We start from the raw sequence: 14441 nt of genomic DNA, 5'->3' as shown, positions 1-14441 counted from the left end.
ATTTGAAATCATACCATTTTCCAGTATATTCGTCAAGTTATGTATAAAGTTCCAGACTGATTTCAAGCGCTTTATCCACTTTTCCAAGAATCTGGGTATCCAAATGACATACCTTGTCTTTTAATCTTTTCTTGTCGATGGTACGAAGCTGTTCTAAAAGGACAACTGAATCTTTTACCAAATCATACTTGTGGCTGTCAAGCTCCACATGCGTCGGAAGCTTTGCCTTATTCATCTGCGAGGTAATCGCCGCACAGATAACGGTCGGGCTGTGTCTGTTCCCAACATCATTTTGTATGATAAGAACCGGTCGTATTCCTCCTTGTTCAGAACCTACCACGGGTCTTAAATCTGCATAAAAAATATCACCACGTCGAATTATCATCTTACTCACTCCATGAAACTTTTATTTACGGATAGTATTTCCAATTTTTACGGGTGTATTCTTTCTCTTTGCAGATTATTTTATAAAATAATCCTCGACTCCGGTTTCTACTCCATTCTGATAGAAAACTCTTGGAATCCTTCTTCCAAGCAGACAGGCAAACTCATAATTAAACCTACCGGAAAGTTCTCCTAATTCTTCTAACGTAATGGATAAATCACCGTCTGCACCAATCAGGGTGACTTCATCTCCTACGGATACATGTTCAATTCCTGTCACATCAACCATAAACTGATCCATGCAGATTCTTCCGCGAATCGGAGCTTTTTTCCCGTGAATCAAAACATAACCCTTGTTGGAAAGTCCCCTTGCATAGCCGTCCCCGTATCCTACCGGAATCGTTGCAATGATTTCTTCTTTTGGTGTTGTATAGGTTCCGCCGTAACTGATGCTTCTGCCTGACTCAAGCTTTTTTAAAAATGCGACATGGCTTTTTAGTGATAATACAGGTTTTAATGCAACAATATCCTGTCTTACCTCACTCGAAGGCCACAGACCGTAAAGTGTAATGCCGGCACGCACCATGTCAAAGTTTGCCTTTGGAATTTCGACAATGCCTGCACTGTTTGAGCAGTGACGATACTGGAACGTCACCTGTTTTTTCTCAAGCCACGACAACATCTTTTCAAACTTTGCAATCTGTAAAAAGGTATTGTCTTTCTCTTTTTCATCCGCCTTGGCAAAATGTGTAAAGATTCCCTCCATTATAATATGCGGAAGCTTTGCAATCTGCGCTATTGTCTGCGCAGATTCTTCTGTAATCTGAAAGCCAAGACGGCTCATTCCGGTATCTAATATGATATGAATCGGATAATCCATATTTAATGTTTCAGCGGTATCGGATAATTCTTTTGCCATTTCATAAGTGCAAACACTTGTTCTTATCTGATGCGTTACAATTGTCTCATATTGCTCCGGGAAAACATAACCCAGAATCAAAATCGGCTTTTGGATTCCGCTCTTTCGCAGCTCGACTCCTTCTTCGACGGTTGCAACTGCAAACCCAAACAAATAATCCAGTTTTTCGATGGTATGGGCAATCTGTACGGCTCCGTGACCGTATGCATCTGTTTTAATGACTGCCATCATCTTCGTTTCTGGATTGATATTCTGATGCATGGATTCCATATTAAACAAAACGGCATCCAAATCTATCTTTGCACAAACACGTTTATACTGCTTCATGTTGTCTCCCATCTGCCCTTTCGGCATGTTTCTTTCTAGTTTTTTATAAAAGCTCTGCTTGGATTTTTTGTAATCCGGTTACTAAATCAGATGCCATTAATCCGCCATAGCCTGTTTCTTTTATCATGGCATCACCTGCCAGTCCGTGAAGATATACGCCAAGTGGTGCTGCAAGATAAGGCGGAACTTTTTGTGCAAGGAGTGAACCTATCACACCGGATAAGACATCCCCGCTTCCAGCCGTTGCCATTCCGTGATTCCCACTGCGGTTTAAATAAATCGCACCCTCCGGGACTGCCGTTAAGGTATGTTCTCCTTTTAACACGCAAATCACCTGGTAATCCTCTGCAAACTGCCTAGCTGTCTTAAGGCGGTCTGCTTCTACAAATGCCGTTTTTTGCTGACAGAGTCTGCCCATCTCACCCGGATGTGGCGTTACAATCACTTCCGCTTTGTGCTGCTTTAAAAGTTCCTGCTTTGCTACGAGGATATTTAGGGCATCTGCATCGAGCACAACCGGCACAGCCGCATTCGCTAACACAAGTTCTACGATTCTTTGTGCCACCTGTGATGTTCCAAGTCCTGGTCCACAGACAATTGCATCGACCGTCTGCAATTCATTTACAAATGTAGTTTCATCAAAACCTGTCTCCGGGTAAGTTTTTAGCACTGCTTCCGGCACTTTTTCCTGTAAAATCATCCGGTTTGCTTCCGGTGTCATCACTTTTACCAGGCCACATCCCATGCGGTATGCCGCTGTCACTGCAAATACAGCCGCACCTGCCATGTCCTTTTGTCCGGCAATGACAAGCACTTTTCCGTAAGTGCCTTTGTTCGAGTGCTTCTTTCTTTCCGGCAGCAGCGAAAGGTCTTCTTTCGTCAAAGAAACCACCGACGGACGAACCTTTCGCCAGCTTTTTGCATCGATTCCAATTTCCCGTACAAAAATCCTGCCACAAGCAGCACTTCCCGGCCACAGATACATTCCGACCTTGGCATAGGCATAAGTAACCGTTACATCTGCCTGCACACAGGTTCCTAATATTTTTCCATTTGTTGCCTGCACACCGGACGGAATATCAATCGAAAGCTTTACTGCTTCCATCTGATTCATCTGAGCGATAAAGTGCGCAGCTTCTCCGGTAATCTCTCTTGTCAATCCCACACCAAACAAAGCATCCACGATAAGGGTCGGTGAAAAATCATCCGGTATTTTCTCGCAAACCGGGATTCCATACGCTTTTAGGATTTCAAGCTGTAATTGCATGGATTCGCTATAACCGTGCTTTCCCTGTAACAGCACCACACAGACCTTCCTTTTCTTTTGAAAAAGCAGTCTCGCAACCGCTGCTCCGTCACCGCCGTTATTTCCGGTTCCACAAAATACAAGGGTTCTTTTGGTATCAAGCCCCTCCTCTTCCATGACGCGCACCGTCTCAAGTGCAGCACGTTCCATCAAAACAATCGATGGCACCTTAAAATGTTCTGTCGTGGCAAGGTCTATTTGTTTCATTTCATCTGCATTTACAAGATATTCCATCTTCCATCTCCATTCCAGAGCAAAAATAGCGCTTTACCAATGGCAAAGCGCTAAGTCGGTTATTCCTTTTCTTTTTTGTTCTTTACAATATTGTAGGATAACTGCATTAAGCTGTCTGATAAATGAACGTTCTCTACAACTACATCTTTATCGATTAATTCAAGATCAACATGTGCGAAATTCCAGATTGCATGAATTCCCAAATCCACAAGACGATTTGCAATGGCATCTGCCTTTTCTTTTGGCATGGTAAGTGCTGCAATATCAACTTTATTGTTCTTGCAAAACTCTTCCAGTTCATTTAACATGTGAACCTTAATTCCGCGAACGGTAACACCGTCCAATGCTGGATTTACATCAAATAATGCGGTAATGATAAACCCAAGTTTGGAAAATTTGGTGTAATTAGCAAGCGCCTGACCTAAATTACCGGCACCAATCACAATGATATTATGCTGCTGGTTCAGTCCTAAAATCTTTCCAATCTCTTCGTATAGGTACTTTACATTGTATCCATAACCCTGCTGACCAAAACCACCAAAGTTATTTAAATCCTGTCTGATCTGTGACGCTGTCACATTCATTCTTTTGCTCAAATCATTTGATGAAATACGCTCCACTCCATCATCTAACAATTCACCAAGGTAACGGTAATATCTTGGCATTCTTCGAATAACTGCCTGTGAAATCTCTTTTTCTTCCATATATATAAACATGCCTTTCTCTAAACTGCAAATTCGTGTGCCATAACCCTCTCACACGATTATACGAATAACATTATTATACTGATTTCTGAAAAAGATGTCAATGTGTCAAAAATTTAACTATCTATCATTTATAATTGCATTGACAGGTTTTCCCATTCTTCATATAAGGTTTCCAGACGTTCCCTGTACTGATTTTGCTTTGTGGTAAGTTCTCCTAGCTTTGCAGAGTTTGTCGCATTTTCCGGTTTTGCACACTCCGTATCAATCTGTTCAATCTCGCCCTCTAAGAACGCAATCTCATCCTCCGCCTTCTTTAGCGCATTCTCAATTTTTCGGATTTGTGCCTGCTTTGCCTTTTGTGCCTTCCAGTCCGTTTTTTGCTCGCTGTCTTTTTCAACTGTCTGCGCTGCTTCCTCTGGTTTCTTTACAAATTTCTCAGTCAGCTCGTCTCTTTTTTCCAGATAATAATCATAATTTCCAATGTAATTGACCAGTGTTTCCCCGGTTAATTCGATGATTCTTGTCGCTGTTTTGTTAATAAAATAACGATCATGGGAGACGAAAAATACCGTTCCGGTATATTGATTTAATGCGGACTCTAAAATTTCTTTTGAGGTAATATCCAAATGGTTAGTCGGCTCATCCAAAATCAAAAAGTTTGCATCCGAGAGCATTAATTTTGCCAAAGAGACACGTCCTCGCTCACCACCACTTAAATCCGCAATCCGCTTAAACACGTCATCTTCCGTAAACAAAAATGCCGCTAAGACATTTCGAATCTGTGTCTGGGTAAGGTTTGGATAATCGTCTGATATCTCTTCAAAAATGGTTTTCTCATGCGATAAGACCTGATGTTCCTGGTCGTAATAGCCGATGGAAACATTTGAGCCTAGTGTAACACTTCCAGCATCTGCCTCGATTAACTGGTTGATAATCTTTAGTATCGTCGTCTTTCCGGTTCCGTTATTTCCAATCAGTGCTACCCGTTCCCCACGCTTGATTTCAAAAGATAAATCGGAGAACAGGTGTCTTGACGGGTAGGATTTTGAAAGATGTTCGACGGTCAACACATCGTTTCCACTCACAACATTGGGCTCTAACACAATCTTGATATCGGCATTTTCTTCCGTCGGCTTCTCAATCCATTCTATCTTATCTAGCATCTTTTCGCGGCTTTCTGCACGGCGAATCGACTTCTCGCGGTTAAAAGAGCGAAGTTTTGTAATCACTTCCTCCTGGTGCTTGATTTCACGCTGCTGGTTGTAATACTGCTTTAACAAATCCTCGCGGACTTTTGCCTTTTTCTTCGCATATTCGCTGTAATTTCCAAGGAAAACGGTCGCCTTATGCTGGAACAATTCAACTACTTTTGTAACCACACGGTCTAAAAAGTAACGGTCATGGGAGACAATGACAACCGCTCCTTTGTAATTCATCAAAAATCCTTCTAACCAGCGGATGGATTCAATATCCAGGTGGTTGGTCGGCTCGTCTAACAAAAGGACATCCGGCTTTGTCACAAGCAGTTTACCAAGGGAAACCCTCGTCTTTTGTCCACCTGATAAAGATTCCATCTTTTTATCAAACTCTTCCTCTAAAAAACCAAGTCCCTTTAAAATTCCGGTTACTTCGCTTTTATAGGCATAACCGCCTGCAAGTTCAAATTCTTCGTTGAGCTTATGGTACGCATTTAAGTGATATTCTAATTCTTCACCGGAGAGTTCGTTCATCAAAGACTCCATCTTGCGAAGCTGCTCCTCCATCTCAATCAGTTCCTTCTTTGCTTCAAGAACTTCCTCTTTGATTGTGCGGTGTCCGGATACGTCCTGATACTGTGCAAGGTAACCGATTGTCTTATCTTTTGCAAGAATCACTTCTCCCTCATCTGCTTGAATTTCCTGCATCATGATTTTAAGAAGTGTCGATTTTCCGGCACCGTTAATGCCAACGATTGCCGCTTTTTCATTTGCTTCAATTCCAAAGCTTACTTTTTTTAGGATTTCATCCGTCCCATAGGACTTTGAAATATTTTGACAGGATAATACCATCTCTTCCTCCTGTTACTTTCTCTTTTTCACAAAGAAACATCATGCCTTAAAAAGACATGATGTCACTTTCACTAGGTATGTATTGTACCACGATATTGTCTAGGCTTCAAGAATTCCTGTCAATGTTTCGCGGATTGCTTTGATAAATCCTTCGCTGTTTAACACAGTTGGATGTTCAATCGTTGTAATAAGTGCTAAGTCCTTGGTCATCTTTCCGGACTCGATTGTCTGAATACAAGCTTTTTCCAATGCATCTGCAAAATCGGAAAGTGCCTGATTGCCATCGAGTTCACCACGTTTTCGAAGTGCTCCTGTCCATGCAAAAATCGTTGCTACGGAGTTGGTAGAAGTCTCTTCTCCTTTTAAATGTTTGTAGTAATGACGCTGAACGGTACCATGTGCAGCTTCGTACTCGTAATATCCATCTGGAGATACCAATACGGATGTCATCATCGCAAGAGAACCGAATGCGCTGGAAATCATGTCGCTCATTACATCACCGTCATAGTTTTTACATGCCCAGATATAGCCGCCTTCGGATTTCATGACACGTGCCACTGCATCATCAATCAAAGTATAGAAGTACGTAATGCCGGCTTTTTCGAATTTTTCTTTGTATTCTGCATCAAAGATTTCCTGGAAAATATCTTTAAACGTATGGTCATATTTTTTGGAAATGGTATCTTTTGTTGCAAACCATAAATCCTGTTTGGTATCGAGTGCATAGTTGAAACAGCTCTTTGCAAAACTTTCGATGGAATTGCATAAGTTATGCTGTCCCTGAACAACACCTGCGCCCGTGAAATTGTGAATTAATTCACGAGTCTCATTTCCGTTCTCATCGGTATAGACAAGTTCACATTTTCCTGGTCCCGGAATCTTCATCTCACTTGCCTTGTATACATCACCGTATGCATGACGCGCGATAGTGATTGGTTTCTTCCATGTCTTTACGTTTGGCTCGATTCCTTTTACAACGATAGGTGCACGGAATACGGTTCCGTCTAACATGGCACGGATGGTTCCGTTTGGACTCTTCCACATTTCTTTCAAATTATATTCTGTCATTCTGGCTGCATTTGGTGTGATGGTCGCACATTTTACAGCAACACCATATTTCTTTGTTGCGTTGGCAGAATCAATCGTAACCTGATCATTTGTTTCGTTTCGATACTCAAGACCTAAATCATAATATTCTGTCTTCAAGTCAATAAATGGAGTGAGCAATTCATCTTTGATCATTTTCCAAAGAATTCTTGTCATTTCATCTCCGTCCATCTCTACTAATGGGGTTGTCATTTTAATTTTTTCCATGTGATTTCGCTCCATTCTGTTTTTTTACTTTAATAAGTTGTCCCATCCGTAATGATCCATATTGCGAACCGTGTTTCCCATATGCTGGTTGGCAAGCTTTTCTGCCATATCCGCATCTTTTTTCTTTAAAGCATCCACAATCTTACGGTGTTCCTCATTGGATTCTACCGCACGCTGCGGTTCCGCCAATGTGATTTTTCTTACCCGCTGCACGTAATGGTGAAAATCAGTCAATACGTGTCTTAACTCACGGCTTCCACATGCCGTATATAAAATATCGTGAAACTTGTTGTCAAGTTCTACAACCTGTTCATAATTGCCCTTTGCAGCGTGAAACTCTGCAAGGTAAATATTCTCTTCTAAGTCATCTAACTGCTCTTTGGTGAGGTTTGCAGCCGCCCATCTTGCACAAAGTCCTTCCAGTCTGGAACGGATTTCATAGATATCCTGAATATCTTTTTTAGAAATTCCAACGACATAAGCTCCTTTATTCGGAATAATTGTGACAAGACCTTCTAATTCCAGTTGGCGAAGCGCTTCTCGAACTGGTGTTCTGCTTACACCAAGTTCCTCCCCAATCGATTTCTCTTTCAGTTCTTCATCCATATGATATTTTCCAGATAAAATATCTTCACGTAAGGTATGAAAAACACGAGCACTCAGAGAATAGTTGTCTTCACCCATGTTAAGACCTCCCCTTATTTATAACGTAATATCTAATTTCTTGCAACATTTTTGAATCTCTTCTACAAGCTCTTGATCGGTAAGTACCGTAACTCGTCCGTCATCATACTGCTTGTCAACCCATACCTTTACTAATTTAACCAATTCTGAATTCTTGTCAACCCATTTTTCTTTTGGAAGATGATAATAGGTATTAATCCAATGTGCAATTCCAGCTAATCCAGAAGTATTGGATACGGATACAAGTGGTGGACGGTTTAAGAATTTTCCGGTATCAAAAATATTGTAAATCTCTTCATTTTTCAAAAGACCGTCGGCATGAATTCCGGCTCTTGTCACATTAAAGTTGCTTCCGACAAACGGTGTTCTGCTTGGCTGTACATAACCCAATTCTTTTTCAAAGTATTCTGCAAGCTCTGTGATGACTGTGGTATCCATTCCATCAAGCGTACCTTTTAACTGCGCATACTCAAATACCATAGCCTCCAGCGGTGTGTTACCGGTTCGCTCTCCAATTCCAAATAAGGAACAGTTGACGCCGCTTGCACCGTAAAGCCATGCTGTCGTAGAGTTGTTGACTGCCTTGTAGAAATCGTTATGTCCATGCCATTCAATCAATTCCGATGGAACACCTGCATGTGTGGTAAGGCCATAGATGATTCCTGGAACACTTCGTGGGATCACGGCACCAGGGAAGTTTACACCATAACCCATGGTATCGCAGGCACGAATCTTGATTGGAATCTTGTATTCGTCCATCAGTTTCATAAGTTCTACACAGAATGGGATAACAAATCCGTAAATATCGGATCTTGTGATATCCTCCAAATGACATCTTGGACTGATTCCGGTCTCCAGACACTCACGAATGACACTTAAGTAAAGGTTCATAACCTCTCTACGCGTCATTTTCATCTTATAGAAAATGTGATAATCGGAACAGCTTACTAAAATACCGGTCTCACGAAGTCCGATGTCTTTTACTAACTGGAAATCCTGTTTGCTTGCACGAATCCAGCTTGTTACCTCTGGGAACTTATAGCCGCGCTCCAGACATTTGTACACGGCATCACGGTCTTTTTTACTATATAAAAAGAATTCGCTCTGACGAACCAGTCCCTTTGGGCCGCCTAATTTATGAAGATAATCATAGATTGTCACAATCTGGTCTGTCGTGTATGGAGCTCTTGACTGCTGACCATCACGGAATGTGGTATCGGTAATCCAGATTTCCTCCGGCATGTTATGAGGCACAATTCTGTCGTTGAACGCAATTTTCGGAATCTCTTCATACGGGAACAGATTATGGAAAACATTTGGCTCTTTTACATCTGCTAACTGATAAAAGTGCTCTTCTAACTGAAGAAGATTGGTCTTGTTGTTCATTACTACTTCTCTCATCACTATTACTCCTCGCTTACTTATTCTGCTTTTGGTATGCATGTAAGAATATGCACTATTCAATGTATATTCTTACATGCATAATTGTATACAATAATACCGTTTGAAATATTTTTGCACTTATGGTTCGTTTTGTCAAGAGAATTCAAGGAATTTTAACCAGTTCTTTCCATATCTTTTTCTTATAGCTAATATTCTTATCATTTTTAAACATTCATGTTCCACCGTACCTTTTTCCTAATTTTTACTATGCCATCTTGTATCCAAAATGGAAACCAGCGATGTAAAAATTTTTCACACGATTTTCTGTCACACATTTTGCCCCTCATCATAAGATACACTGTAAGAAAAATTTGGAGGTATTTACATGAGTGATTTAGCTGCAACAAACTGTGGATGTGGTGGTTGTAATGAAGGAGGATGCAATTCCATTTTATGGATTATCCTTTTGCTTTGCTGCTGTAATGGAAATGGAGGATGTGGAAACTCCGGCAATGGATGTGGTTGTGGTGACAACTTATGGATCGTCATTCTTTTACTCTGCTGCTGTAACGGAAACGGTAACGGAATCGGCTGTTTCTAATCACAAACCGAAAAAGGCTGCCTGGTTTGGCAGCCTTTTTTCTTTTCCATGCATGATGAAAAAATATGCTTTTATTGTCTCCCCTTATTTTTCCATCCATTTTTTTCGGTTATATTTTGCTTTTCTTTTTCCTTTCGCTGAATCGGAAGTTTACATTCTAGCGGAACTTTCCGTCTCCTGACACATTCTTCATCTATTTCATAAACGGATTTGTCATCAATAATAATCACGGTATTACCTCATCCTGCCTTTCCCAAAACGTAAAAACATATTTTTACACTCTGTTTTCTTTATCATATGCACGTTTTATTTTTTAGCAACTTGGATGTGCCAAGCATAAATCCATGATTTTTTTCATAGATTGAAAGAAAAGGCAATTATTCTATGGAAAACGAAGTACCATCTACGCCCTTTGATACCATGACACAGACAAGGCAGCTGCAAATGCTAAAAGTGATGATTCCTTACATGCAGGGAAGCTGGCAAAAAAATCTTGCTGTGCTTGTCAAATACATGGAATTAAAGAATACGGCAACCGTTTTTTCGCACACCGACCAGGTCTTATCGATGTGTTCTGTCCCGGATAACGAAGACCGGACTCTCGCCATGCTCAATGAGCTTCGCGGATTTTGTACAGAAAAAGAACGGGAAACCATTGACATGCTAACAAATATGTTATCCATGTTTGAAACCTATGAAACCATTTTTTCCTAATGTGTGCCTATGTGAGGATCTATGCCAAATATGGAGGACTTTTACCAGAACCCACTGTTACAGGGAATGTCACCTGAAAAGTTACAGTTTTTAAAAAGCTTTGCCTCTGCAAAGAAACCTACTGACATGAAAGAAATGACACCGTTTCTACTATCTGCGCTTAGTTCGGCGCGTTCTAAAAACATCCAGTTTTCTGAGGCAGAATCCAGCCTCTTAATCGGTCTGCTAAAACAGAATATGTCCGAGGAGGATGCAAAAAAAGCAGATAAAATCATTCGTCTTATGAACAGCGCACTCTTAAGCGCACCAAAAAAAGATGGCAGCTCTACTTAGGAGCTGCCATCTTTTCTTCTAAATCCCGTTCCTTCTACCTTAAAAAATAGATGCCACAGTCACTGTTAAAACTTTATCAATCGGCGAAATACTTTTGCCATTGCCATCTGTTCCCTCTAAATACTTCTCTCCAGCCGATTCAAACAACACGTAAAGATTTCCATCTACAAGCGCCAGTTCCTCGGAACAAGGCGGCATTTCTACTTTCTGCTCTGGATTGTTTGGCTTCTTTGACATCTGAAGGAGGGAATCATAGACTTTCAAATAAGATGATTTTTCTCTTCCATATGAGGTACTAAGATAAACGGTACCGTTTGAGTCAAATGCAACCCCCTGAACCTTGCTTGGAATCTTATACGTACTTAAGGAGGTAAGCGAATCCGTCTCTTTGTCATAGCTGTAAGAAACCATTTTGGAATTTAAGTATTTTGTATGCGTTGCCACCCAAAGACGGTCTCCATAAAACGTAATGCAGGATGGAGTGTTTGCAATCTTATATTCATCGCTTAACGCAGATGCATCAATCAGGCATCCCGGCTTTGACTGTGCGATTCTTTGAATAAACTCATACGAGATACGCTCTAAGGTGTTCGAATTCGAGTGACAGACCCAGACATTTTCTCCGTCAAATGTAATGCCGCCCAGATGGCTTTTACTCTTCATCCCAAGTGTTACAAGATATTCCCCGGTTTTTACATCAAATACCAGCAAAGAGCCTAACACATCATCCTTTTCTGTGTAGGAGGTCACCAACAGATAATCCGGTGTAAAACAGATTCCCTGCGGACACTGGCTACCACTGCTGATTAACTGTTCCCTGTAATCATTTTCTCTTGTGGACGGCATTCCAGGGATTGCTACATCCTGCAGGAATCCATAGGAGCAGTCTTTTAATTCCTTGCAGCTTCCTTTGGAAAGACTGCTGGTCTGATAGGAATACATCTCCACATTATAATTGCTGTCAATCACTTTGGTCCATTTTGCAAACAGCACCATATTCTGTGCATTCTTTTCATTTAATTCTGTCACTTTATGGTGATAACTGATGTCAGAATACCAGCCTGCGAAATTGTAACCTTCCTTGACTGGTACTGCAAACGTAAACGGTAAATCTTCGGCTTGAAAGGAGGAAACATTTTTGCGGTTATTCATGCCGCCATTCAATTCATAAATCACATGCACCTTTGACGCATCCATTCCTGCAAAAAGATCAATCTTGGAACTGGTATCCCAGGTCATATACGCATTTTCCCCTATCATACACGCTCTTGCCACTTCCGGGTCGCTAATCAGAAATGCAATAACACAAAATATCGCAACAAATTCTCTTCGAATCCGCATATTGCATTCCTCCTTTCCTGCCAAAATCTAGCTTTGTTAAAAATTTAACTGTCTTCTTCTGTTGTCAGTTTACTTGCTCTCGCTTCTATCTCTTTCTTTGCGACATCTTCCGGTGCCTGCTCATAACGTACAAATTCGTAACTATAAACACCGCTTCCGCCTGTCATGGAACGTAAGTTGGTATTGTAACCAAACAGCTCCATCATTGGGATATCTGCCTCAATCACCTGATATCCGTTGTTGTCTGGATTCATGCCAAGCACTCTGCCCCGGCGTTTGTTCAAATCTCCCATGATATCTCCGGTGTACGAATCCGGAACCGTTACTTTCAGATTTGCAATCGGCTCTAACAATACCGGGGATGCTTCAAGAAATCCTTTCTTAAACGCCTGTCTGGTTGCCATCTTAAATGCAAGCTCTGAGGAATCTACCGGATGATAAGAACCATCATAGAGTACCGCTTTCACACCGACAACCGGATATGCTGCAAGTGGTCCGCTTAATACAGATTCCTGAATTCCTTTTTCCACTGCCGGGAAGAAATTCTTTGGAACTGCTCCGCCAACCACAACCTGGTCAAATTCGTATGCCTCTTCTAAGTTGCCGGATGGTTCAAATGTCATTTTTACATGACCATACTGACCATGACCACCGGACTGTTTCTTGTATTTGGATTCCACATCCGCTTTTTTTCTTATGGTCTCGCGGAATGCAATCTTTGGACGTTTTAACTCCACTTCCACTTTATATTTTTCTAAGAGTTTGCTTACCACAATCTCAAGATGCTGATCTCCCATTCCATATAAGAGTGTCTGACCGTTTTCACTGTCGTTGACATGTTTTAAGGTCAGATCTTCCTGCATCATTTTCTGCAATGCCTGGGAAATCTTATCTTCATCGCCTTTTTTCACTGCTTTATATCTCATGTAAGTATATGGTGTGGAGATGGAAGTCCGAATATACACAATCGGATTATTTTTTGTCGACAAAGAGTCGGTTGTCATGACGGAGCCTAATTTTGCAAGTGCTCCTAAATCTCCGGCATGAAGTTCTTTTACTTCCTCTGCTTTATTTCCACGCATCACATATAATTTTCCAATTTTTTCTTCAACATCCTTATGGTAGTTGTAAAGAACATCGTCTGATTTTAACACCCCGGAATTTACCTTAATCAAAGAATATTTTCCGATAAAAGGATCTACGATGGTTTTAAATACATAAGCTGATTTTGCTTTTGCAAAGTCATAGTCAGCAGCGAACACCTCATTGGTCTTTGCATTGATTCCGGTGCAGCTTCTCTTCTCCGGGCTTGGTAAATATTTCACAATGTCCACAAGCAAAGTATAGACACCGCGTGCGAGTATGTTTGAACCCATCAGAACCGGAACGATGCTTCCGTCTGATACATTGACACGAAGTGCCTGACGGATTTCATCTTCTGAGAACTCTTCTCCGTTAAAATAACGCTCCATCAGTTCTTCACTTGTCTCAGCAACCGCCTCCATCAACGCATCACGGCACAGATTCAGATTCTCTTTGGAGTATTCCGGCACCTCAAATTTCTCTACCGTTCCATCTTCCTTCCATCGTTTGGCTCTCTGCTGAAGTACATTGACATATCCGACAAACTGTCCATTCTCTCTGACTGGCAGATGGAATGGTGCAATTTTCTTTCCGTATAGTTCCTGTAAATCCGCAACCACCTGACGGTAACTTGCCTCATCAATATCCATATCTGTCACAAATACCATACGAGGCAGTTTGTATTTTTCACAGATTTCCCATGCTTTTTTCGTTCCAACCTGGATTCCTGCCTTGCCGGATACCACAATGATTGCAGCGTCCGCAACACTTACTGCTTCCTCAACTTCTCCTACAAAATCAAAATATCCCGGTGTATCTAAGATGTTGATTTTATGTTCTCCCCAGATAATCGGCACCATCGATGTGGTGATGGAGAACTGACGTTTGATTTCTTCCTTGTCATAATCACTGATTGTATTTCCATCGGAAATCTTTCCCATTCTCGTTGTCATGCCGGACAGGTAAGCCATTGCTTCCACAAGACTCGTCTTACCGCATCCACCGTGACCTAATAAAACTACATTTCGAATCTTATCTGTTGTGTAAACATTCATAGCAAATC

14 protein-coding genes are annotated in these 14441 nt (G+C 41.2%); 3 read left to right on the top strand and 11 right to left on the bottom strand.

Features of this window, described 5'->3' with window-relative positions; translation table 11 throughout:
* Nucleotides 1-37 precede the first annotated feature (37 nt).
* The 8 genes from BIV16_RS05145 to BIV16_RS05110 form a co-directional block, all read right to left on the bottom strand.
* A complete protein-coding gene (locus tag BIV16_RS05145) occupies nt 38-385 on the bottom strand; it encodes a type II toxin-antitoxin system PemK/MazF family toxin (protein WP_075679035.1) in 348 nt (115 codons plus the stop codon).
* Nucleotides 386-460: 75 nt separating this feature from the next.
* Nucleotides 461-1630 (bottom strand): alanine racemase, encoded by a 1170-nt coding sequence (gene alr, locus BIV16_RS05140; protein ID WP_075679715.1) that lies wholly within the window; start codon nt 1628-1630, stop codon nt 461-463.
* Between the two features lie 43 nt (nt 1631-1673).
* On the bottom strand, nt 1674-3170 hold the full coding sequence (locus tag BIV16_RS05135; RefSeq protein WP_075679037.1) for a bifunctional ADP-dependent NAD(P)H-hydrate dehydratase/NAD(P)H-hydrate epimerase: 1497 nt from the start codon (nt 3168-3170) through the stop codon (nt 1674-1676).
* Nucleotides 3171-3229: 59 nt separating this feature from the next.
* The gene (locus tag BIV16_RS05130) at nt 3230-3874 is read right to left on the bottom strand and encodes a redox-sensing transcriptional repressor Rex (protein ID WP_075679716.1); all 645 of its coding nucleotides are present in this window, start codon (nt 3872-3874) and stop codon (nt 3230-3232) included.
* Between the two features lie 131 nt (nt 3875-4005).
* Nucleotides 4006-5925 (bottom strand): ABC transporter ATP-binding protein, encoded by a 1920-nt coding sequence (locus BIV16_RS05125; RefSeq protein ID WP_075679039.1) that lies wholly within the window; start codon nt 5923-5925, stop codon nt 4006-4008.
* A 99-nt stretch (nt 5926-6024) separates the two neighbouring features.
* On the bottom strand, nt 6025-7239 hold the full coding sequence (locus tag BIV16_RS05120) for an NADP-dependent isocitrate dehydrogenase (protein ID WP_075679041.1): 1215 nt from the start codon (nt 7237-7239) through the stop codon (nt 6025-6027).
* A gap of 24 nt (nt 7240-7263) precedes the next feature.
* Nucleotides 7264-7923, bottom strand: a complete 660-nt coding sequence (locus BIV16_RS05115; RefSeq protein ID WP_075679042.1) for a GntR family transcriptional regulator — start codon at nt 7921-7923, stop codon at nt 7264-7266.
* Between the two features lie 18 nt (nt 7924-7941).
* On the bottom strand, nt 7942-9324 hold the full coding sequence (locus BIV16_RS05110; RefSeq protein WP_075679043.1) for a 2-isopropylmalate synthase: 1383 nt from the start codon (nt 9322-9324) through the stop codon (nt 7942-7944).
* Nucleotides 9325-9691: 367 nt separating this feature from the next.
* Between BIV16_RS05110 and BIV16_RS05105 the strand changes: the two genes are divergently transcribed.
* Entirely contained in the window at nt 9692-9907 is a 216-nt protein-coding gene (locus BIV16_RS05105) for a chorion class high-cysteine HCB protein 13 (protein ID WP_075679044.1), read from the top strand.
* A gap of 71 nt (nt 9908-9978) precedes the next feature.
* Here BIV16_RS05105 and BIV16_RS05100 read toward each other — a convergent pair whose 3' ends face one another.
* Entirely contained in the window at nt 9979-10137 is a 159-nt protein-coding gene (locus BIV16_RS05100; protein ID WP_159435905.1) for a hypothetical protein, read from the bottom strand.
* 154 nt (nt 10138-10291) lie between these two features.
* Between BIV16_RS05100 and BIV16_RS05095 the strand changes: the two genes are divergently transcribed.
* Both BIV16_RS05095 and BIV16_RS05090 read left to right on the top strand, forming a co-directional pair.
* A complete protein-coding gene (locus BIV16_RS05095) occupies nt 10292-10621 on the top strand; it encodes a hypothetical protein (protein ID WP_075679045.1) in 330 nt (109 codons plus the stop codon).
* A 21-nt stretch (nt 10622-10642) separates the two neighbouring features.
* On the top strand, nt 10643-10954 hold the full coding sequence (locus tag BIV16_RS05090; RefSeq protein ID WP_242940303.1) for a hypothetical protein: 312 nt from the start codon (nt 10643-10645) through the stop codon (nt 10952-10954).
* Between the two features lie 39 nt (nt 10955-10993).
* Here BIV16_RS05090 and BIV16_RS05085 read toward each other — a convergent pair whose 3' ends face one another.
* Together BIV16_RS05085 and BIV16_RS05080 are read right to left on the bottom strand one after the other, a co-directional pair.
* Nucleotides 10994-12295 (bottom strand): InlB B-repeat-containing protein, encoded by a 1302-nt coding sequence (locus tag BIV16_RS05085; RefSeq protein WP_075679046.1) that lies wholly within the window; start codon nt 12293-12295, stop codon nt 10994-10996.
* Between the two features lie 44 nt (nt 12296-12339).
* Nucleotides 12340-14433 carry an elongation factor G gene (locus BIV16_RS05080; protein WP_075679047.1) on the bottom strand — a complete coding sequence of 698 codons (2094 nt, stop codon included), beginning with the start codon at nt 14431-14433 and terminating at the stop codon, nt 12340-12342.
* Nucleotides 14434-14441 lie beyond the last annotated feature (8 nt).

This window comes from Roseburia sp. 831b (assembly GCF_001940165.2).
Classification (GTDB): Bacteria; Bacillota; Clostridia; order Lachnospirales; family Lachnospiraceae; genus Roseburia.
Note: the sequence above shows the minus strand (reverse complement) of the source record. Positions and strands in the feature narration are given on the sequence as shown.